At 63.0% G+C, this 22597-nt stretch carries 16 protein-coding genes; 5 read left to right on the plus strand and 11 right to left on the minus strand.

Annotated features, from left to right (window positions below; translation table 11 throughout):
• Positions 1–18: 18 nt before the first annotated feature.
• The 4 genes from glmS to glmM form a co-directional block, all read right to left on the minus strand.
• Positions 19–1860: a glutamine--fructose-6-phosphate transaminase (isomerizing) gene (gene glmS, locus OKA04_RS16765; protein ID WP_264502347.1), complete on the minus strand. Its 1842-nt coding sequence runs from the start codon at positions 1858–1860 to the stop codon at positions 19–21.
• Positions 1861–1930: 70 nt separating this feature from the next.
• Positions 1931–2770 (minus strand): DapH/DapD/GlmU-related protein, encoded by an 840-nt coding sequence (locus OKA04_RS16770; protein ID WP_264502348.1) that lies wholly within the window; start codon positions 2768–2770, stop codon positions 1931–1933.
• Positions 2771–2799: 29 nt separating this feature from the next.
• Entirely contained in the window at positions 2800–3636 is an 837-nt protein-coding gene (locus OKA04_RS16775) for a hypothetical protein (protein ID WP_264502349.1), read from the minus strand.
• A 270-nt stretch (positions 3637–3906) separates the two neighbouring features.
• Entirely contained in the window at positions 3907–5262 is a 1356-nt protein-coding gene (gene glmM / locus OKA04_RS16780; RefSeq protein WP_425503694.1) for a phosphoglucosamine mutase, read from the minus strand.
• A 277-nt stretch (positions 5263–5539) separates the two neighbouring features.
• On the opposite strand from glmM, the gene tal reads away from it, so the two are divergent.
• A complete protein-coding gene (gene tal / locus OKA04_RS16785) occupies positions 5540–6499 on the plus strand; it encodes a transaldolase (RefSeq protein ID WP_264502351.1) in 960 nt (319 codons plus the stop codon).
• 136 nt (positions 6500–6635) lie between these two features.
• A complete protein-coding gene (locus OKA04_RS16790) occupies positions 6636–7517 on the plus strand; it encodes a sugar phosphate isomerase/epimerase family protein (protein WP_264502352.1) in 882 nt (293 codons plus the stop codon).
• Positions 7518–7561: 44 nt separating this feature from the next.
• On the opposite strand, the gene OKA04_RS16795 is transcribed toward OKA04_RS16790, so the two are convergent.
• From OKA04_RS16795 to fabG, 6 genes are all read right to left on the minus strand, one after another.
• Positions 7562–8941 carry a DUF4832 domain-containing protein gene (locus OKA04_RS16795; RefSeq protein WP_264502353.1) on the minus strand — a complete coding sequence of 460 codons (1380 nt, stop codon included), beginning with the start codon at positions 8939–8941 and terminating at the stop codon, positions 7562–7564.
• Positions 8942–9044: 103 nt separating this feature from the next.
• The gene (locus OKA04_RS16800) at positions 9045–9908 is read right to left on the minus strand and encodes a hypothetical protein (RefSeq protein WP_264502354.1); all 864 of its coding nucleotides are present in this window, start codon (positions 9906–9908) and stop codon (positions 9045–9047) included.
• A 200-nt stretch (positions 9909–10108) separates the two neighbouring features.
• Positions 10109–12244 carry a glycoside hydrolase family 32 protein gene (locus OKA04_RS16805; protein ID WP_264502355.1) on the minus strand — a complete coding sequence of 712 codons (2136 nt, stop codon included), beginning with the start codon at positions 12242–12244 and terminating at the stop codon, positions 10109–10111.
• Between the two features lie 145 nt (positions 12245–12389).
• Positions 12390–16592 carry an alpha-amylase family protein gene (locus OKA04_RS16810; protein WP_264502356.1) on the minus strand — a complete coding sequence of 1401 codons (4203 nt, stop codon included), beginning with the start codon at positions 16590–16592 and terminating at the stop codon, positions 12390–12392.
• A gap of 156 nt (positions 16593–16748) precedes the next feature.
• Entirely contained in the window at positions 16749–17225 is a 477-nt protein-coding gene (locus OKA04_RS16815; protein ID WP_264502357.1) for a SixA phosphatase family protein, read from the minus strand.
• Between the two features lie 12 nt (positions 17226–17237).
• The gene (fabG, locus tag OKA04_RS16820; protein ID WP_264502358.1) at positions 17238–17984 is read right to left on the minus strand and encodes a 3-oxoacyl-[acyl-carrier-protein] reductase; all 747 of its coding nucleotides are present in this window, start codon (positions 17982–17984) and stop codon (positions 17238–17240) included.
• Positions 17985–18079: 95 nt separating this feature from the next.
• Here fabG and OKA04_RS16825 point away from each other — a divergent pair, with 95 nt between their 5' ends.
• The gene (locus OKA04_RS16825; protein WP_264502359.1) at positions 18080–18667 is read left to right on the plus strand and encodes a TPM domain-containing protein; all 588 of its coding nucleotides are present in this window, start codon (positions 18080–18082) and stop codon (positions 18665–18667) included.
• A 5-nt stretch (positions 18668–18672) separates the two neighbouring features.
• Here the strand turns inward: OKA04_RS16825 and OKA04_RS16830 are convergent, their stop codons facing one another.
• Positions 18673–19683 carry a DNA polymerase III delta subunit-related protein gene (locus OKA04_RS16830; RefSeq protein ID WP_264502360.1) on the minus strand — a complete coding sequence of 337 codons (1011 nt, stop codon included), beginning with the start codon at positions 19681–19683 and terminating at the stop codon, positions 18673–18675.
• A 149-nt stretch (positions 19684–19832) separates the two neighbouring features.
• Here OKA04_RS16830 and OKA04_RS16835 point away from each other — a divergent pair, with 149 nt between their 5' ends.
• Together OKA04_RS16835 and OKA04_RS16840 are read left to right on the plus strand one after the other, a co-directional pair.
• Positions 19833–21866 carry a histidine kinase gene (locus tag OKA04_RS16835; protein WP_264502361.1) on the plus strand — a complete coding sequence of 678 codons (2034 nt, stop codon included), beginning with the start codon at positions 19833–19835 and terminating at the stop codon, positions 21864–21866.
• Positions 21859–22515, plus strand: a complete 657-nt coding sequence (locus OKA04_RS16840) for a response regulator (protein WP_264502362.1) — start codon at positions 21859–21861, stop codon at positions 22513–22515. Before OKA04_RS16835 ends, OKA04_RS16840 begins: the two co-directional genes overlap by 8 nt.
• Positions 22516–22597: the final 82 nt, after the last annotated feature.

The raw sequence follows: 22597 nt of genomic DNA on the forward strand, positions 1-22597 counted from the left end.
TCCGGGCCCGCCGGTGGATCACTCCACCGTCACGCTCTTCGCCAGGTTGCGGGGCTGGTCGATTTCGCAGCCGCGCTCGTTGGCGATGTGGTAGGCGAGAAGTTGCAGCGCCACCACGGTCGGAACGGTGGCGACCAGCGGATGCGTGGCCGGCACCTCGATGACATCATCCATGAACTCCGCCGCCTCGTGGTCGCCTTCCGTGACGATGCCGAGGATCTTCGCACCGCGGGCGCGGCATTCCTCGACATTGCCGAGGGTCTTGTCCTTGCCCGGGATGTCGTTCGCAAGGGCGATGACCGGCGTGCCTTCCTGCAAGAGCGCGATCGGGCCGTGCTTCAGTTCCGCCGCATGATAGCCCTCGGCGTGGATGTAGGAGATTTCCTTCAGCTTCAGCGCACCCTCCAGCGCCACCGGATACATCGGGCCACGGCCGATGAAGAAGGCATGCTCGTTCTGCGCGTAGCGCGCGGCGATGGCGGCGATGCGGTCACTTTGCTCGATCACCTTTTGCACGAGATCCGGGATGGACTCGATGGCCTTCGCGAATTTCATGCCCTCCTCGCGGGAGAAGCGACGACCGCGGCCGAGCTTCAGCGCCATCATCAGCATGACCGCCACCTGGCAGGTGAAGGCCTTCGTCGAGGCGACCGAGATCTCGGGACCGGCGTGCAGATAGACGCCGCGACCGGTCTCGCGGGCGATGGTCGAGCCGACGACATTGCACAGGCCCATGACGAAAGCGCCCTTCTGGTTTGCCTCGCGGACCGCGGCCAGCGTGTCAGCCGTTTCGCCGGATTGCGAGATCGCCACGACAAGGTCACGGCTGCCGATGATGGGATTACGATAGCGGAATTCCGCGGCCTGCTGGACCTCCGCGTGAATGTCAGCCAGATCCTCGATCGCATATTCACCCACCAGTCCCGCGTGGAGCGAAGTGCCGCAACCGACGAACACGACGCGCTGGATCTCCGCAAGATCGCGCGGCGAGGTACCCATGCCGGAAAGCACGGACGAGCCGAGATTGAAATCGAGGCGACCGCGGATGGCATTGCGCAGGGAGTCCGGTTGCTCGTGGATTTCCTTGAGCATGAAGTGGTCGTAGCCACCCTTCTCCGCGGCTGCGGCATCGAAGCCGAGTTCATTCACCTCGCGGGTGACTGGCACCTGGTTGAGGTCGCGGATGTCGATATTGTCGGCGGTGACGATCGCGATGTCATTGTCCTCCAAGTAGATCACCTGGCGGGTGTGAGCGATGATTGCGGAGGCGTCCGAGGCCACGATGGTCTCGCCTTCGCCCACGCCGATGACGATCGGGCTGCCGCGGCGCGCGGTGATGATCTTGCCCGGTTCCTTCGCCGAAATGACGGCGATGCCGAAGGTGCCTTCCACCTGGCTCAGGGCGTCGCACACCGCCTGGAAGAGGTCGCCCTTGTAGCGGTCGCCGATCAGGTGCGCTAGCACCTCGGTATCGGTCTCCGAGTAGAAGGTCTGGCCCTTGCCCTCAAGGCGGGTGCGCAGGGAACGGTAGTTCTCGATGATGCCATTGTGGACCAGCGCGATGTCGCCCGATTCATCGAGGTGCGGGTGGGCATTCACCTCGGTCGGCGGGCCGTGGGTGGCCCAGCGGGTGTGCGCGATGCCCGTGGAAGATTTCACGAAGCGCTCCGCCGGCCAATCCGCGTGAGCCTTGTCATTGAGTGCCGCGACCTTGCCCGGAGCCTTGCTGACGACGATGGAGCCATTCTCGAGGATGGCCAGACCCGCGGAATCGTAGCCGCGATATTCCAGACGGCGCAGGCCGTTGATGAGCACGCTGGGTGCAGAAGCTTTACCGATGTATCCGACGATGCCGCACATGTTGGGATGAAATGATGGAGTGGAGAGGAGGGATGCCGCGGGCTGTGACACCGCGGCGGGAAAGGGTCATTCAGGCATTTCCGGTGATGTCGCGCTGGACGACTTCCCCGGGGCGGGTGCTGGTGCCGGCCCACAATTTTCGGCCAGGGTAGATGGAAGTATTGATGCCGGTATGGACGCCATCACCGACGATGCAGCCGAACTTGCGGCGGCCCGTATCGACAAGCGAGCCATCCACCTCGGTGCGGTGGTTCTTGCCGTCGTGGCGGAGGTTCGAGGTTACGGTGCCAGCGCCGAAGTTCACCTTCTCGCCCAGCACGGAATCGCCGACGTAGCTGAGGTGCCCGACGTTCGTCCCCGAAAGGAGGATCGAGTTCTTGATCTCGACCGCATTGCCGACGTGGCACTTGTCGCCGATGGATGTGGACCCGCGGATGTAGCAGTTCGGACCGATCTTGCAGTTCGCGCCGATGACCACGTTCCCCTCGATGAAAACGCCGGGCAAGATCCGCGAGCCGGGGCCGAGATGGATCGTTCCCTCGATCACCGCATTCGGATGGATATCGCCTTCGATCTTCTTCTCGGAAAGCGTGCCGACATACTGCTCGTTCGCCCGCAGCAGGTCCCACGGATGCACGATGAGGAACGAGGTCTTCGCCACAACCGACTTCGAGACGTTTGGCACATCGCCGAACCAAGCCAGCGGCGTGCTGCGGTCATCGACCAATGTCGTGACCTCGGACGTCAGCAACGCCACATCCTCCGCCGTCAGCCAGGCATGCGGATGCGTGCGGAAGTGGCCGCGGCTTCCAGCCGCAAGCCCTTCACCAGTCAGGGCGGCGTGATGATCGCGGAGCAAGATGTTCCCGATCGGAAAGTCCTCGATGGCGCGTGTGTTGAAGAGAGGCATGGAACTGGAAAAAGATGCAGCGGATCGAATTACACACCCGCGGCGATCGCCTTTGAATATAGGTCTAACATCGAGACGAATGACTCCGCGGCATCCGCATTGCTCGCGATATACTCCTCGTTCAACCCGGTAGTGGAACGGATCGAAATCCTGCCGTATTTGGCAATCGGGATCTGTTTGTTGTCGTTGAAGCGCCTGTCCGGTGAGCCGTCCTTGTTCGTCTTCGACCACGTCTGCCCCACCACTGTTGCATCGCGTGGAAGTGTCTCCCTCTCGATGAACTTGGTGACCCGGTATTCGACATCGAGATCCTTGTACTCCAGCAGCGCGAAATTCTCCGCCGAGATGAAATAGAGCACGAACAAAGGATAGAAGAACAGATCGCCGCCATTGGCATTCCCGAGACGTGGGACGCCAACGCCAGCCTCGATCAGATCGCAGGCACCGAGCTGGAATTTGACCGGCTGCCGATCCACCGAACGGGTGGCGGTGGTCCGCTCGGCGACACGGTCCGTACCACGATGCCCCACCGAGTCCCAGATCCGGTCACTATTCATGAGCACCGCAAACTCCCGGTGCATGTTGTTGAACGCACGAAAGACGCCTTCAGGCAGCTCGAAATCGGTGCGCAATTGGGAAAGTTTCCACTGTTCCTCAAGCTCCGCGCGCATGGCGAAGTTCAGTTCGGCGGACTCGCGAAGCTTTTCATACTTCGCCTTGAAAAGACGACGCATCAACCACCCCTGCTCCCACTTGCGAAAGGCTCCCACCGCGAAGGCCTCTTCATTGCGGGCATGGGCGAGCGCATTTCCGATCGTCCCGAGTTCGCGACGGACGCTGTCCAGCAGTCGCTTGAACTCGCTCAATCCCGGCGTGGTCAGCAAGCCGGTCCCCGCACTTCTGATCGAGGCCAGAGCGGTGGGCCCGGCATGAGGCAGGGAATTGTCCGGAAGCTGACCGCCGTGAAGGTCCCCGACATCGGGACCAGATGCCAAATTGGGCAACGATTCCCCTTCGACGGACGTGAAGACCCCATCCGGTGCGATGGTGATCCGAACGCTTGGGGGTGGAGTGAATGATGTTCTGAAGCGCCAGCTCATGGATAAGGCAACGTATCTTCCCACGCAGGGCAGGCGTCACACCGCCACCCCGATATCCTCTTTCACCGCCTTCGTGAACTTCTCCACCCACTCCTGCACGGCATCGGAGTCGCGGTGCTCCACCAGGATGCGGATCTTGTTCTCCGTGCCGGAGTAGCGAATGAGCTGGCGGCCGGCGTCGCCAAAGGCGGCATCGGCTTCCTGCATGAGCTTCTGCAGGCCAGGCAAGGTATTGAGCGGCGGCTTCGCGGCCACCTTGAGATTCACCAGCTCCTGCGGGAACTCGCGCATGCAGGCGGCGAGCTCGGCAAGGGTCGCCTTCTTCTCCTTCATCACACGCAGCACCTGCAGCGCGCTGAGTATGCCGTCGCCCGTGGTGGCGTGATCGGCGAAGATCAGGTGACCGGAATTCTCACCACCGAAGGAGCCGCCCTTTTCACGCAGCGCCTCGATGACATTGCGGTCGCCCACCGCCGTGGTCAGCACCTCGATGCCCGCGCGGCGCATCGCCTCGTGCAGGCCCAGATTGCTCATCACGGTGCAGGCCATGCGATTTCCGCGGAGGCGTCCTTGCTCGTGCAGCGAGAGTGCGGCAAGGGCGAGGATGCGGTCGCCGGAAACCGGGGTGCCCGTGGCATCGGTGAAGATAACACGATCGGCATCGCCATCGAAGGAAATGCCGAGATCGGCCCCGTGCAGGCGGACCAGATCGCCCGCCGTCTCCGGGTAGAGCGCGCCGCACTTCGCATTGATATTGATGCCGTCCGGCTCGCAGCCGTGCTTGATGACCTCGGCGCCCAGCTCCTTGAAGATGAGGGGTGCGATGGAATAGGCAGCACCATGACCGCAATCGACCACGATCTTCAAGCCGTGCAGAGAGACATTGTCCGCGGTATGCTTGGCGAATTCGATGTAGCGGCCGCGGGCATCGTCGATGCGGTAGGCTTTGCCGATCTTCTCCGGCGACATCGCGCGCGGCTCCGGCTCGTCACCGAGGATGTGGCGCTCGATGATTTCCTCCAGCGCGTCGGAAAGCTTGTATCCATCCGGCCCGAAGATCTTCAGGCCATTGTCCTCGTAGGGATTGTGCGAGGCCGTGAGCATGATGCCCGCGGCGGCACCCATCGACTTCGTCAGGTGGGCGATCGCCGGAGTCGGCAGCGGGCCCGGCAGCAGCACGTCCATGCCCATCGAGACCAGGCCAGAGGTCAGCGCGGTCTCCAGCATGTAGCCGGAAATGCGGGTGTCCTTGCCGATGACCACGCGGTTGCGGTTGTGGCCCGACGAGCGCAGCACCTGGGCCACTGCCTTGCCGGCACGCAGCGCCACTTCCGGGGTGATGGGGAATTCATTTGCCCTGCCACGGATGCCGTCGGTGCCGAAAAGCTTCATGGGCGGGACGGTGGAGGAATTGGCACGGATTGAAAGCTTCGGGTGCAGCAACACGGAATTTTGCGATGGAGTGGCGACACGGACCGCAGGAATCATGCAAATCGGGATAATTTATTCAGAAATGTGAAATAACATTCACATCCCGCACGCCCTCCCGTGACGCATCTCCCAGTCAGGGAAACGCCATTTGACGTTCCCGCCGCACCGGTATGTTTCCACGCGGCGGACACTATTTAATCTCGCCTCTCGCATCATTCCGCCCTACCCCGCCCCCGCCATGAGCGCCACGCAACTCGATCAACTCAAGCAGTTCACCACCGTCGTCGCCGACACCGGCGATTTCGAGTCGATGAAGGCCTACAAGCCGCAGGACGCGACCACGAATCCCTCGCTGATCCTCCAGGCTGCCGCGAAGCCGGAATACAAGCACCTCGTGGAGAAAGCCGTGGCCGAGCACAAGGACTCCGGCCTCACCGGCGACGCACTCGTCGAGTCCATCCTGGACCGCATCCTGATCCTCTTCGGCCTTGAGATCCTCAAGATCGTCCCCGGCCGCGTCTCGACCGAGGTCGATGCCCGCCTGTCCTTCGACACCGAGGGCACCGTCGCCAAGGCGCACCAACTGATCGACGCCTACGCCAAGGAAGGCATCTCGAAGGACCGCATCCTCATCAAGATCGCCTCCACTTGGGAAGGCATCAAGGCTGCCGAGATCCTCGAAAAGGAAGGCATCCACTGCAATCTCACCCTGCTCTTCTCCTTCGCCCAGGCCGTCGCCTGCGCCGAGGCCGGCGTGCAGCTCATCTCGCCTTTCGTGGGCCGCATCCTCGACTGGTACAAGGCCTCCACCGGCCAGACCTACGAGGGTGATGCCGACCCGGGCGTGGTCTCGGTGAAGCAGATCTACACCTACTACAAGAAGTTCGGCTACAAGACCGAGGTCATGGGTGCCTCCTTCCGCAATACCGGCGAAATCACCAGCCTCGCCGGCTGCGACCTGCTCACCATCAGCCCGGGCCTGCTTGCCGAGCTTGCAGCCTCGACCGAGCCACTCGAGCGCCGCCTGTCCCCGGAAGCATCCGCTTCCGCCGATCTGGAGAAGGTCAGCTTCGACGAGAAGTCCTTCCGCTTCGCCCTCAACGAGGACGCGATGGCCACCGAAAAGACCGCCCAAGGCATCCGCGCCTTCTCCGCTGACATCGTGAAGCTGGAGAAGCTCGTCCAAGAGCTACTCTAACGGAATCGACCGAAACTATTTCCAAGGCGGGCCCGTTGATTTGGGTCCGCCTTTTCTTTGCGCACCCATTTGTCATTTTTCGCACGAATGAATAACTTTCGTGCAATTTTCAACCAAACCATGTGGTATGCGGTTCATGCTCCGCCGCCACTTTCTCGCCACGCTTGCCGCTGCCTCGGCTCCCCTTTCGCTCCGCGCGCAATCGGCGGCTGCCCCGCTGCCCATCAAGCTCTCGCTGAAATGCGGCATGGCGGACTTCGGGGCGAACCTTGAGGAGAAATTCCGCATCCTGAAGGAGCTCGGCTACGATGGCGTGGAGCTCGACTCCCCCGGCGGGCAGAACAAAGAGGAAGCTCTCGCCGCCTCAAAGGCGGTCGGCCTCCCCATCCACGGCGTGGTGGACTCCATCCACTGGAAGACCCGCCTCTCCGACCCCAATGCCTCCGTCCGCGAGGAGGGCCTGAAGGGCCTCCTCACCGCCATCCGCGAGAGCCACGCCTGCGGAGGCTCTTCGGTCCTCCTCGTCCCGGGCGTTGTGGACGCAAACACGAACCACGACGACGCCTGCTCGCGCTCGATCGAGCAGATCCGCAAGGCCCTGCCCATGGCTGCCGAACTCGGCATCCACATCCTAATCGAGAACGTGTGGAACCGGATGTTCTACACCGAGGACGGAGGCGATGCGCAGTCGGCGGCAAAGCTCGCGGCCTATCTCGATGAGATCGACTCCCCATGGGTCGGCTCCTACTTCGACATCGGCAATCACCAGCGCTTCGGCAAGCCTGCCGAGTGGATCCGCACGCTGGGCAAGCGGATCGTGAAGCTCGATTGCAAGGACTGGGGAGTGAAGGGTGGCTTCGGAAAGATCGGCGAAGGTGACGTCGATTGGGCCGAGGTGCGCAAGGTCCTCGCCGAGATCGGCTACACCGGCTGGGCCACCGCCGAGGTCCAGGGCGGCGACCGCGCGGCCTGTGGTGAGATCCTCGCGCAGATGAAGAGACACCTGGTAGGCGGCTGACAGGAATGCTCTCCACAAGGCATCAACCGGGTAACCTCATAATTTCAGTCCGGTATCTCTTGCAAGGTCAGCCAGCCCGCGCAGTCCTTATCCTGGCGGCCGTTCGCGAAGCGTAGAGGCTTCCCGTCCTTCAGTGGATTTTTGAGCCGGACTATCAGACGCTGCCCCCGTAAATTCTCGGCCTTCGGAGCGATGAACACCCTCTGGTATTCTCGCCCGTCAGGCAGGATTTCAGGCATGTTCCAATTCGTGGCCTGACCCAGAATCCGCGTTTCCCGGGTTTGCGGGTCATAGGCGGCAAACTCGGCGGCCCACCGATAGTAGAAAGGTGCCACGCCTGCATTCCGGATCTTCACCTTCACGCGGAGCTTGCCCTTCTCATCCCGGGAGATGGAAGAAGCCGTAACCTGAAATTCGTAGCCGAGACGCCGCTGGGCACGGAGAGCGTTTTTGTTTCGGGCCTCGGTGAGAGGACCGGCGAAGATGTCCTCATTCAGCATCCAACTCGCGTGAGTGGCTTCGATACATTCAGAGAGATCCTCGCTCCTCCTGCTGCCTGCCTTTACCGGGACATTTGGCCACGCATCGAAGATCGTTGCCTGCAATTCAGGCCGGATCTCGCCGCCGATGGCTTTCTCTTTCCAGATCTCCAGCAAACCGTTTTCCCGCAGACGGGGCACGAATCCCCATTCGGGGGCCAGGGTCTCGTAAGCAAATGAATCGTCGTGATATCCGAAGCTGGTTTTCAGGTCCAGATTCGTTGTTCCAGTCGGATTGCGCAAGAGCACCTGCGTTTTGGTGAACGCTTGACGGTAGGCGATCAGCAACCGGTCCCGATTCTCAGCTTTCATCTCCCATTTCGGGTCGTGGGGATAGTTGTGCCACTCCCCCCAGAAGCCATAGAGCCCCGCGGTTAGAAAACCGATCCGGGGATCTCCATCATACTTCTTCCCGAAATGGCGGATGAAATTCTCCAGCGCTTCAATCAGACGATGGTCATTCCAGTCTGGCGATTTGCTGGCTACGTTATCATTTCCGGCGTCGGTGTAGCTGCGCATCGGCACCCCGCGGTCAATCAGATATTGGGGCGTGCCGACAGGCTTGCCGGGATAGTCGAGATAGACCCTGAAAACGGCATGATTGCCTCGTCCCGCGATCTCCTCAAGCTGCCTCTCGATCGGTTCCCAATCGAACTCATCGTCCCCTTTCTGCAGCTCTCTGAGCGGCACGTAGAACCACTCCATGCTGTGCGGGAATGATCGCCGCATGCCGTTTCGATACGGGACCATCCCCTTGAGCGGGTTCTCCTCGATCCCGGCAATTTCAGGCGCGTGAACATCACTTACCCACCTTTCCTCCTCCCTTTGATCCGCGCGTGCGGACGCGGCAAACCCCAAGGCGACGGCCGCCAGCAACAGAGCCAAACCTCGCCGAATAGTGGCCGATGGAGATGTTGGGGATAACCGTTGCATGACAGAGCACTCGATCCGGTGCCCCCGGCGAAGCCGACGAGGGTTACCTGGCTCCCTACTTGATTCCTGATGTCGAAGTTTCAGTAGCCTCTCCGGACTTCTTCAGCATGGAGGGGAAGACCACCTCATAGCTTATCTTCTCCTCGGCACCCAGCTTTCCTTTCACCACCCAGCGCGCGGCATCGACGATCATCGGCGTGTTTCCCATCTTCCACTTGAACTCCGGGTGGGCACTGAAAAGCACATAGCGCCCGTCCCCGAAGGTCCCGGCGAGAATGGCAGGCGTGCCGGGCATGATGCCGCCTTCATCGCCCTTCCGCTTCACGTCCGTCTCGAAGCTCGCCAATGCCTCGGTCCGCCCGAATCCCGGCGCGTCAGTGATCTTCCACAGCGGGCCATTCGCATAGAACATCTTCAGCGGTGCCGCGCCTTCGGTTGCGGGCGCAATCGAGACCGTGCCCGATCCCCTCGCCCAGCGGCCATTTTCCGTATCGATGCACACGGCATTCGCGATCTCGATGTAGCGCAGCGCCTCCGTGTGACCGCGGACGAAGGAGTAGCCACCGGCACAACTTGCTAGGACCCCGCCGCCCGCCTTCACGAAATTCTCCACCTTCTCCCCGCCATCCGGACCGAGCGCCTTGTTGAAGGCCGTGGCGCTTCCTCCCCCGATGATGAAGATGTCCAGTTCGTCCAGCGCACCCTCCTTCACCCGCTGCGCGGACACGGCACCCGCGTCCATCCCGGCCTGCTTCAGGATCTTGATGTAGAGGCCCTGGCTCGTATTCGGTCCCGGCGTCTCGGCGGAACTGAGGACACCCACGCGGATCGGCTTCGATGCAGCCGACTGATCTTCCCCGGCTGACACGACTGCGGTGAGAATGCCGAAGAGGAGGGTGAGGCCTTTGGAAAATCGCATGGGATGGAAGTGGATCGACTAACGCGGAAGTGACAGCGGCCCTTTCATTCCAAGATCGGCCGAGGCGGTCGAGCAGGCCATCGTGACGATCCCGAGAGACGATCGTCCGCGCGCTGTTAGATCCCATGAAAAAGGCGGCGACATTCCTGCCGCCGCCTCTCGTTGATGATGCATTGCGGGCGTCGTGCCCGCCTGCGCCGTTACTTCCAGACCGACTTCAAGGTGTGGACCTTGAGGGTGTCGAACTTCACCTCACCGCCATTGGCGACGATGCGGATCGGCTTCGTGCCGGGAAGCTGGCGGATGAACTTGCTGACGTAGGTGCCGTTCACGAAGACCTCCATCGACACGGTGTCCACGAAGATGCGGACATTCAGCTTTCCATCCACGGGAGCCTGCTTGCCGCGGGCGCCGGTGAATTGCTCGTCACCCGGCTTCCAGATCGCGGCGTGGTCGTCGAAGATCCGGAAACCAACCTCGGAGGCCGTGGTCGCGGCAACGTCGATCACCGCCTCGATCTCATACTGGCCGCCCTTGAATTCCGCGAGCGGATCGACCTGCCCGGAGCTGAAGGCGAGGCCGTTCAGGTCCTTCGTCGCCGAGCGGATGCCTTCCACTTCCTTCGATGGCTCGGACCACAGGCGGATGCCATCACCCTGTTTGCGCAGGGTGAAGTCCATCGGCAGGGTCATCTGCAGGTTGAAGGGCATGCCCTGGAAGCCGGCGCCCGTGTCGCGCATCCAGCCGATGTGCACGCGGCGCTTGTCCGGCGCGTTGTCATAGCTCTGGCCCGCGTAGGCCGCGCCGAAGTAGTGCTGATGTGGCCCGCTCTCGGGCTTGAAGGTCTTCCCGTCGAAGCTGCCGAGCATGTACTTGCCCTGCGCACCCCAGGCGATCCAGCGCGTGTTCTTCGCGTCGCCGTCCACTGGCAGCTCAAAGAGGTCCGGGCACTCGCCATCGGTCGGGATCTTGTAGTCCGAGGTCTTCTCCCACTTCACCATGTCCGGCGAGGTGTAGATGCCGTAGTCCTCGCCATCGTAGTAGAGCGGCATCACCCAGTGCTTCGACGGCTCGTGCCAGAAGATCTTCGGGTCGCGGTTCTCCGCCACCACGTGGGGCAGCACCGGGTTGCCCTTGAACTTCGTGAAGGTCTTGCCGCCATCCTCGCTGAAGGCCAGCGACTGCACGACCTTGTGGCCCGGCTCGTAGCCGTGGTTGCCATTGGCCGTGTAGGCCAGCACCAGCGAGTCACCCTTCACCGGCAGGGCCGTGCTGCCCTTCGGGGCGAAGATGCCGGAGCCGGAATACATGTAGCCTTCCTGGTCCGGCTGGAGGCCCGGAGGCTTCTCCTTCCAGTGGAAGAGATCGCTGCTGACCGCGTGGCCCCAAGTCATGTTGTGCCAGCCGTGGTTGTAGGGATTGTGCTGGTAAAAGAGGTGCCACTGCCCGTCGTGCCACACCATGCCATTCGGGTCATTCAGCCAGCCGCGGCGGCTGCTGAAGTGATACTGCGGCCGCAGCTCCTCCTGATAGATGACTTCCTCGCCGGGATAGGTGTCGCTGATCTTCACCTTTTCCCACGCATCGCCCAGCACGCCGGGGATGGTGCCGGTCACGGTGACCTTGCGGCCCTGGTGATCGGCCAGGTCGGTGAAGACCCAGAAGTCCGGGTTGTTGGAAAGGCAGATGTCCGCGTAAAGCAGCGGCTTTTCCTCGCCATCAAGCGTGAACCAGAAGCGCTGCCTCTGTGACGGATCGCGCGAGACCGGCCAGATGAGATAGCGGTCCGTGATGGCAAATTCCTTCTTCAGCTCGAGCGTCTTCGGCGCGTCGCTCTGCACGATGTTGTCCACGTTGATGTGCCCCCAAGTGCCGGTGCGCTTGTCCGTGATGCGCAGCGAGACGGACTTGCCCGCGAGATCCGCGACATCCCATGTCTGCCAGTCGAGGCGCTCGGAGCCGCCCGGTTGAGTGTAGCGCCCAGTCGCGGTGCGGACCACCTTGCCATCCAGCAGCAGGTCCATGCAGGTCTCACCGGGGAAGCGGCCGCCGCCGATCAGGAAATTCAGGAACTTCCGCTCCACCTTGAATTCCGGCGACTCCAGCGTGCCCAGCGCATCATCGCCGCCGTGATAGCCATTCACGAGGCGCTGGCCGATGAAGCCGCTCACCTGCATCTGCCCGGGCAGCGATCCCGCCACGGGGCCCTTGCCAAAGGCCGAGCCGGTCACCTTCCAGGAGCCGAAGTCTTCACCTTCGAAATCGGCCACGATCACATCGGTCGCGGCAGCGGACAGGGCGGGCAGGCATAGGAGGGGCAGGAGTAGGAGTCGCATTGGGATAGGTATCGGATTTCGTGTCGTTCTGGCCGCCCAGAAACGAAACCTGTGACCTCATTGCTATCGTGCGACACTACATTTCGGAAAGTAATTGTAAGGACAGATCACCCAACCTGAAAAGCTCATCCTTGCCAATCCCGGCTCAGTCGGTGACCTGAATCCGGTAAAACGTCGAAGATCCCAGACCATCGTCCAACATCTCAATGACTCCCGGTCCGGTGTGATCCGCCGTGTCGATCACGGGGCCGAGGTTCCCCCATCCGATGAGATCCCCCGAGCGCTGCCAGCGGTAGATGCGGCCCGGGATGGTCGGGAATTCGAGACGCCAGCGATGCTGCGGATCGGACGAGCGATGGAGCGTCACCTTCGGCTTCGCCTCGTGGTCGGCGATGCGGGAGTTCATCCCGAAAAGGTACTCGTCGAGGTTCCGCACCCCGTCCCCGTCGTCATCGCCGTCCGCGCCGTTGCGGCCCGAGGGATTGTCAGGGTCCCAGCCCTGCTGGCGCTCCCACCAGTCCGGCATGCCGTCGCCATCCGTATCGCCATCGCCGCTCGCGCGCATTTTCACTTGCTCGCTGTCGCCCAGCGTCAGGCTGCCCCGGCGATGCTCCGCACGCACCGTGTGGAGAAACGCGGGGATGCCATTGTAGAGATTCGGAAAGGTGAACTCCACCATGTGCTCCGTCGCTGTGGCATCCCTTACCAGGCGGTAGCCGCTGCGGGGCTGTAGCACCGCGCCATCCGGATCTCCGCTGGAGGTGCTGCTGATGAAGATGGAGAATTCATTCAGGAACTCCGCATCGCTCATGCCCGCGGGGATGAGTTCCTTGCGGAAGAAGACCTTCATCACGTAGTTCTGATCGACGGTCTCTCCCGCATGGGATGGATAGCCGATGTTGAAATTCACCGGGCTGCCGGTCGTGACTTGCCGCTCCAGCGTCGTGTAGTGCCCGGCCACATCGGTGAGGCCCATGTCCCCGCTCGACGACGCCTCCTTCAGGCGCACGACGATCCGCGCGAGACCGCTGGAGGGAATACTCTCGTAGGTGAAGCGCCACTCCTTCTTGAATGCTGTGCCGGAGAGCTCGGTGGGCGTGGCGACCTGGCTGGCGCGCTTCCACGCATGAAGGCCGTTGCCCTTGTCCGGATCGTCATTTCCCGGATCGAGATCGTCGATGTAGTACCACACCTCGGTCACGCCGGGATCCGTCGCGACCACCGCGCCGTAGCTGGAGCCGCCCACGCCATCCCCCTGCCGCGGATACAGGATCGCGCCCTCGCTACGATGGACATCGTAGTAAAACACCTGCGTCTCCGTGCGGAAGATGGACGATCCGTCGCCTCGATCGGCAAAGGCGCGCGTGCGCAGGACGTGGAAGCCCTCCTCCAGGCCCGTGCCCATCGTCCCGTGGTCATTGTGGACATGATACGGCACATCCGTCGCGTCGAAGCCCGTGACCTCGAAGACCGTCTCCATCCGCTCGGCCAGATCGATGTCGCCGCCGGTGAAGGAAAAGACCGATCCGGCATCGAGCCTCGTGACCCCGAGCTTGTAGCGAAGCACCGTCCCCTGCGGGAGCGCGGGCAAGGTGGCACGCCACCAGTCCGTCGTACCCGTGCCGTCGTGGTTGCCATTGGCATGGAAAACCGCCTCCACAACCTTCGTGGTCCCCTTGCCCACCCCACCGCTGCCTTCCGGATAGCTGGTGCCGTCGGTGGTGTAGTAGATCCTCACCCTGTCCACCTGGAAGGAGTAGCCAGTCTTCACGAAGACGCCCACCGGTTGCCCGGCGGCATTCTCCGGAGCGGGGCTGAATTGTGGCAAAGCCGGTGTAAGCTGGTTACCCGCGGCAGGGTCATGGTAGGCCCATGCCGCCGTGCCGCGGTTGCTGTTCACGCCGCCGCCGTTGTTCACCGTGAAGCCAGCGCTCCCGATCACCACCTCGTAGGTTTCCGCGCCGGGCGAGCCGATGACGTTGCGGGCGATGTCTCGTGCGGCGAATTTCTCCGCTCCACGGCGGACGAATTTCATCTGCTCGTAGCCGAGATAGGTGTCGGTCGAGTTTTCCAGACGAAGGTCGTTCGGGTCGGCTGCATTCACCTGATCTCCCGTGGCCCCGGGTGGAAAGTCCCGCAGGTCACCGGACTGCGGGCCGAGGGCTAGATGCGAGTTCACATCGATGCCGCCATCGAGCTTCAGCCGGATATTGTGCGCCGAACCGTCCGCCCGTGCGATGAATGACAGGTCCGAGCCATCGGTGACGCGCGGGATCTTCACGCGGTAGGATTTCCCTCCGCGATCCGAAGCCGGCACGCCATAGGGATTGAAGTTCTCGTCGCCGTCGCGCCCGTCGGTGCGCCAGTGATCCATCTCCGGCGCACGGCTACCGTTCTGCAGGATCGTGATGGGGCGGATCTCTTCCTCGTGTCGCGCAGACTGCCACACCTTCGGCAACCGGGGATTGTGCCACGAAAAGGCGAACCATCCTCCCGGCGGCACCAGTGGCGCATTTCCGCTGCCATCCACGATCTGGGTCGAGCCATTCACCGAGACGCGGAAGTTCCCACCGTAGGCCGAGTGATTCACGAGCGTGGCGCCGACCGGGAAGCCAGTGGGAAAGAGACGCCCCTGGCCATTCGGTTGATAGCCGCGCGCCATCATGTAGAGCAGCGTGGCACCGTTCCAAGATCCCGAGTCCTTCCGCTCGCGCATGTCCACACGCTCGTAGGCGGCGAAGTTCTGGTCGCTCCACCGCGCGACCTGATCGCCGCGTGCGAAGTCCCGGTGAACGGCCACCGCGGAGATCACGCTGCTGTCGCCGAATTGCCCGAGAAAGGGCACGTCCGATGGCTTCGGAAAGTAATCCGGCGCACCCGCCTCATTGTAGCCGTCGGTGTAGATGATCGGCAGACCCTGGCGGGTCAGGATGTAGGCGTGGGCCAGCGGACGATCCCCGCCCCACAGCCACGCATTGTCGTGGCTCATCACGTAGTTCACCGTCTGCCCGGAGTTCCCGAAGCCGCCATGGTTCGGATTGCCGAAGCCGCTCAGGTCGCTGCCGATCGCGTTCCGGATGGTGTTGAGCACATTGTCGTTCGCGATGCGCATCCCGGCATTCAGATAGCCGCCTTCACCGGGAGGAGCACCGAGATGCTCGCCGAAGAGCATCGCATCGTCTCGCACATGGTTCTCACCATTGAAAAGCGAGTCGCGATGGTTTCCCCAGTCGGAGTAGCCGCGGGTGACATTGAATTGCTCCTGGATCTGCCCGCCATAGCCCCAGTTCGAGCGATCCTTGTCCTCGCCGTCCTGCTTGCCGAAGAAATACGACGGCACGTGCTTCACCGCATCGAGCCTGAAGCCATCGGGCTTTGCCTCATCGACGAACCACCGAACCGCGCGGTTGAGCATGCCATTCACATCCTCCGCCACGGGATTCCCCATGTTGTAGATCCCGTCGCCATGACCCCACGCCGCGGTCCGGCGTGCCGGGACAGTGGGGTCCACGCCGGTATCGGTGAAGGGTTCGCATGGCTCGCCGGCATCGTGCTGGCCATCGCCATCCAGGTCCTTGAAGTCGAAGCGGCCGTTGTTCGCACCGACGATGCCACCGTCCTGATAGCCGACATCCTGGAAAGGCTCCTTGTCGGCGAAGGGATGCACCGCGCCACCGGTGCCATTCGTCGCGACGGTCAGGTCCGTGTCCGGATAGCGCCACGTCATCCCCGGGTGGCGGATGCCGCTCCACTTCGGGTATGTATGGCCTTCTTCGGTGCCGTTCGGATTGAAGCTGACATTCTGCGGCGACTCCTGCGCGATGTCCCAGGCGAAGGGATTGCGATTGAGCACCTGCCACTCGTCCTGCCAATCCGGCCAGTCCGCTGCCTTTCTCCAGTTGCCATTGCTCTCGCGGACCAGATGGAAGTCCTCCGGCACGAATCCCGGAGCTCCGGGCAGCAACTGTCCGGGGCCGACGTTCTTGTCCAACGGCCCGGCGTTGTGGGCCATCACATTGTCGAAATACACGCGCATGCCGAAGCGGTGCGCCGTGCGCATCAGGCGGAGAAGGTCGTCCTTCGTGCCATACTTCGTCCGCACCGTGCCCGCCTGATCCCGGTCGCCCAGGTCGAAGCGGTCGAGGGTGTCAAAGCCGACCGACCAGGTGCCAGCCCCACCCTTGAATGGAGGCGGCAGCCAGAGCGAATCGTAGCCGCGCTCGGCAAGCTCGGGCACGCGCCGCTCGATCTCGTTCCACGAGGTGCCGAAGTACTGGAGGATGACTTCCGCCCGCGCGGCCGAGGCCGTGACAAGCAACGACAGGATAAGTCCACGGGAGTACGACATTGGGTTTCCGTACATGCGATCCGGCTTGGGCAGGCCGGACCTTGGGTTTCAAAGGACCCAGTATCACCGGCCCGCGCCGGGTTGAAAGCGATTTCGCCGCGGGCATGTCCTGTTCGCCCGCGTGAATTTACCACCATGTCCGCGAGGGCTCGCCCCTCACTCCCCGATCATCGCAGGGGGGATGTGGAAGAGCAGCCGGGCATGCCATGCCGGCGGATGGACGAGCAGACCCGTGAGGCACGCCTTCTTCACCTCTACCGAGCTGCCCGTGCAGCCGAGTAACCACTCGACCAGCGAGGAAAGATCCGGCTCATGCCCGACGATCGCCACGCGCCCGAAATCGCTGAAGGCGACCAGTTCGCGGATGGCCTCCTCGGGGTCCATGCCGCAGGCGAGCCAGCCCTGCACCACCGGGCCGGGCATCTCCGCGGCCTCGCACAACGTCTCCGCGGTTTGCCGGGAGCGGACGAGCGGGCTGGTCAGCACCACGTCCGGACGGCGGTTCACCCGCTTGAGCAGGCGGCCTACCTTCGCCGCCTGCTCGAAACCTTTCGCCACCAGCGCTCGCGCGCCATCGCCCCCGGGGTGCCCGTGGTCCTCGGCCTTCGCGTGACGGATGATGAGAAGTTCCATGATACCCGCAACTTACATCGTCATCCCGCCATCGACAGCAAGAACCTGCCCGGTGATGTAGCGGGCGTCCTTGCTGGCCAGGAAGAGCACGGCGGAGGCGATGTCCGCCACGTCGCCGAAGCTGGAAAGCGGGATCTTGCCGAGCACTTCCTCGCGCACCTTCTCCGGCAGCTCGCCGGTCATGTCCGTGGTGATGAAGCCGGGAGCCACCGCGTTGCAGGTGACCTGGCGGCCGGAGAGTTCGCGGGCGACGGACTTCGTGAAACCGATCAGGCCCGCCTTCGAGGCGGCGTAGTTGGCCTGGCCTGCATTGCCGATGAGGCCGATGACCGAGGCGATATTGATGATGCGCGGGTCCTCCGCCTTCATCAGGGTGCGCATGAAGGCCTTCACGGTATTGAAGGCACCCTTGAGATTGGTATCGAGCACGGTGTCCCAGTCCTCTTCCTTCATGCGCATCAGCAGGCCGTCGCGGGTCACGCCGGCGTTGTTCACGAGGATATTGATGCTGCCGAAATCAGCGACGATCGTCTTGCCAAGCTCCTGCACGGCCTCGTGGTCGGCCACGTCGATGGCGTAGGCCTTCGCGGCTCCGGGATAGACGGCATTGATCTCCTCGGCGGACTTTCCGCAGCTCGATTCGCTGCGGCTGACCACGGCGACCTTCGCCCCTTCCGCGGCGAATGCCATGGCGATGGCTCCACCGATCCCGCGGCCACCACCGGTGACCACCGCTGTCTTTCCTGCAAAGCGTTGCATGGGGAAAGCGTGCGACGCGCCGGACCGGTTTGCCAATGGCGAATCTCGACGGTCTTTCCGCTTTCCGTCCCCGGGCGGCGCCGTTAGAAATCACCATGCGTTGCCCGTACTGCCGGACGCGGCTGGAGGAAATATCGCCGGAGTGTCCGTCGTGCAAGCTGACGTTTGACCGGGCAACCGCCCTGCTCGGGCCCATGCCGCGGCTATCCGCAGGCGTCTCCGATCTCACGAGGGCATTGCCGAAGTCCGACGTGAAGAAGATCAACAAGGCCATCGACGGCCTGACGTGGACTTTTCCCCAGGTCACGCTGAACGTCCTCCTGCACGTCTTCCCGACCGAGCACCCCTTCGACCTCCACGTCTTCTGGATCTTCAATGCGGGCGGCCTCTCTCCGGAAAGCCACAAGGGCGGCGACAGCCGTAGCATCCTCCTCGTGCTGGATCCGCAGCAGAAGAAATCCTCCCTGATGGTCGGCTATGGACTCGAGCCCTACCTAGGCGACGAGGCGATGGCCCATCTTCTGGAACTCTCTGAACCCGCATGGAAAGCCGGCGAGTGGACGCGCGGCATTCTCGAGCTGATCGCCGGGCTCGACCGTCTGCTGGAAAGCGCGGCCCTCGAAGTGGCAAATGGATTCGGCCTCAACGCCATGGCTGTCCCGCCACGACTAGGCGACTATTGATCAACTCACGCGAAGGCTTTCAGGAAGCCGACTTCCAGCGCGAGTTGCTCCTGGGCGTTCGTGTCCAGATTCGCGCGCATTTCGCCCACCGCGTCCATCCGGCGCATCAGGCGACCGATGTCCTCGGCCGCGGCGAGTGTCGGGATGCCGGTGGAATTTGGAAACTCCAGCCCGCCCGCGCCTGCCTTGAAGCGCAGCACGTCGGCCATCCAGGACTGCAGCACTTCGAAAAGCCGACCGCGTTCCTCGATGTATTCGGACTCCGCGACCGCCTTCAGCTCTTCCTCGCGGCGCTTGAGGTAGTCGCCCTCGAAGCCCTTGTTGAGCGCTTTCTCCTCTTCCTTCAACAAATCCTCTGCCGCGGACACGGCCTCGGCCTTGCTGCTCTCGAGGATGCCCGCGAAGACCGACTTCAGCGTCAGAGCCACCGTCGGGCTGCCGATTCCCGCCTTCGCCGCGCGGTCGAGGGCGATGAGCAATTCACCACCCGCCCCTTCGCTGAGGTCGGGCTTGCCAAGCAGCGGCATCCTCACGCAGCGGGAGAGCACGGTCGGCAGCAGGCCGCCCGGATTCGCAGTCAGCAGCAGGAGTAGCGTCCGTGGTGGCGGCTCCTCCAGGGTCTTCAGGAAAGCATTTTCCGACGCGGCGGCCATCCGGTCTGCGTCACAGATCACGCCGATCTTCCAGCGATTCGGCCCGGAGGAAACGTAGAGCGCCTTTTCCAAATCGCGGATCGCATCCACGACGATGCGGCGGGACTTCGACTGCGGGCGGACAATGCGCACCCACTCGCCCGCCAGGTCGTCCAGCGGTGGGACTTCTTCCACGATGGCCTCGCCGAAGAGATCGAAGCCTCCCCCGCCCTGCTTCGCGGGCTCCAGCAGCTTCACGATGCGCGCGGCCAGCCGCTCCTTTCCGCAGCCGCGGGGGCCGCTGATGAGGAAGGCATGGGCCAGCCGACCCCGCTCGTGGGCCGCTTTCACCATTTCGAAGGCATGGTCGGGCGAAAAGGACATCGCGGGCGGATGCTGGCCGCTTGCCCCCTCCCGTGCCACCCCGAATTTCAAATTCCAGACCCGATTTGAACCCTTGTGGAATCGATGATAAAAAGTTTGCCGAGATTTTTAAATAATGTTAAAGACTTGGCCGCTGTCACCCCTAAATCATGAAATTCCAACTCATGAGGCTACCCGGCCTCTGTGTTGCATTGAGCCTCCTCACAGCCCTGCTCCCCGATTCCATCGCTGCCGCCACACCCGCGCAGACGATGAACCCGATCGGGCGCGTGGCCCGGTTGTTCAATCGCAGCCTCGTCGATGTCGAAGCCCGCGTCCAATGGCTGCAATCCAGCCTCGGGTACCTCGCCATCTTTGAGGAAAAACCGCTCAAGGAAGAGCTGGGCTGGCGGTGTGGCAGCCTCGACGAGACCCCGGGCAAGCCATGGGTGGCGCTTGATCTGGGACGCGATGTCCCGCTCGGTGAGATTTTCCTGATCCCGGCGCAGCGGCAGACGGGCGACATGAACGACCTCTTCCCCCGGCGCTTCACGGTGGAAGCCGCCTGCCAGGCGGATTTCTCCGATGCCCGGGTGATCCACAGCAGCGGGACGAATCTCGAGGTGTCGCCGGGAGGATATCCGCTCCGGCTCACCGGCGATGGCCAACCGGCCCGCCACATCCGCCTCACGCTCGACGAGGGGCACCATCGTGGACTCCGGAATGCCGCCGCCCTGTCGGAGATCTTCGTCTTCAATTTCGAGCGCCATCCCGTTTCATTCGGTGCGACGGTGACCTCCAGCCAATCGGTGGATGTCCCGGGGATCTGGTCGCCGAAGTATCTCGTGGATGGCCGCACGCCTCTCGGCCTCTGGGAGGGCGGTGCCTCCACCTGGACGACCTCCCGCGGCGACTGCCTTGAGGTCACCGCCGAAGATCCGCGTGCCGAGTGGGTGCTGGACTTCGGAAAATCCGCCACCATCGACCGGCTCGTCCTTTTCCCCTACTCCCTGCCGGAACTCTCCGGACCCGGTGTGGTGCCACCTCGCATGAGGGTGGAAGTGGCCGACAACGCCGACTTCAGCGATGCGAGGGAAGTCGCCACGACCGGGAAAGACGACCTGCCGACCGACCTGACCACTCCGCTCGTGCTGCCCACCCAGCCGGCTGCCGGCCGCTACCTGAGGATCGTCTCCGACAAGGCATGGCAACTCGGCACCCGCTATCTCCAGGCGCTCGGCGAGATCGAGGCATGGGAGGGCAATGAGAACCGCTCGAACGGCCTCACGATCTCCGTCCGCAACAGCGGCCTCGATCACCCCATCAGCGAGCTGACCGATGGCGTGGGCAGCCACCAGATCCTGCCGATCTATTCGTGGCTGACCCAGCTCGTGGAGCGCCGCAATGTCGAGAGCAAGCTGGGCGACCTCAATGCCCGCCGCATCACCATGGCGGCGGAAAGCGAACTCAACACCACCTGGGGCGGCGCGATCGCCCTCGGCCTCACCTTCCTCATCCCCGTCGCCATCGTGGAGCGCCGCCGCCTGGTATCGCGCACCCAGCTCGACAAGCTGCGCAAGCGCATCGCATCCGACCTGCACGACGACATCGGCAGCAATCTCGGCAGCATCTCCATCATCGCCCGCTCGGCGAAGCGCGATCTGGAAAAGCGCCTCGGGCCCGACGACCTGACCAACGACCTCGGCGAGGTGGAGACCATCGCCCGCGAGAGTTCGCTCGCCATGCGCGACATCGTGTGGCTGCTGGAAAGACGGCAGGACACCATCGGCGACCTCGTCCAGCGCATGCGCGACTGCGCCGCGCGACTGCTGCGCGATGTGGAATACTCGCTGGTCTGCCGTTCTTCCAAGACCACGGCCAAGCTGACGCTCGATGCCAAGCGCCACCTCTTCCTCTTCTACAAGGAAGCGCTCCACAACATCGTGAAGCACTCCAAGGCCACCACCGTCATCGTCCGCCTCTACGACGTGCGCGACCGTCTGGTGATGGAGGTCGTCGACAATGGCGTCGGCCTGCCCCGCGGCCAGAATGACCAGATGGCTGCCGTGAAGAAGATCCACGACCGCGCCCGCGTGCTCGAAGGAACCCTCCAGGTCGAGTCCGAGCCCGGCAAGGGCACGACCCTCCGACTTTCCGTGAAACGCGCCAACCTGATGGCGACCAAAAAAATGTCCCATGAATAGCACCAGCACCACCCCGATCCGGATCTGGATCTGCGAGGACCACGCAAACTTCGCAAAGCAGATCAGCCGCCTCATCGCAAGCGAGGACGACCTCGAGTGCGAGAAGGCATTCAACCACCCCGACGACCTGATGGCGGAATTCAACTTCTGCGCTCAGCCCCCCGACCTGCTCATGCTCGACCTCGGCCTGCCCGGCAAGGACGGCCTCCAGGTCCTGCGCGAGGTGAAGGCAAAGTTCCCCGAGCAACGCATCGTCATCCTCACCTCCTTCGACGATCGCGAGCGTGTCTACCGTGCCATCTGTAACGGCGCGGCGGGCTACCTGCTGAAGACCGCCGATCCCGATGACATCCTCAACGGCATCCGCGACGTGATGCGCGGCTCCGCCGCCCTGAGCAGCCCCATCGCCAGCATGATCCTCGAAGGCTTCGCCAAGCACGGCCCGGTGGAAGAAACCGAGCCGCTGACCAGCCGCGAGGAAGAAGTGCTGCGACTGCTCGTGAAGGGCTTCATCAAGAAGGAAATCGCCGAGCAACTCGACATCTCCCAGCACACCGTGGACATGCACCTGCGCGCCGTTTACCGGAAGCTGCACGTCCGCACCCAGACCGAAGCCGTGTCAAAGGCACTGCGCAAAGGTCTCGTCTGACCGATCCCTTCGTCGCCGAGAATATGGCGCGGGCGCACAGCCCGCGCCTTTTTTTGAGGGGCCTTGACGGCCAAAATACGCC

The organism is Luteolibacter flavescens (assembly GCF_025950085.1).
GTDB lineage: Bacteria > Verrucomicrobiota > Verrucomicrobiia > Verrucomicrobiales > Akkermansiaceae > Haloferula > Haloferula flavescens.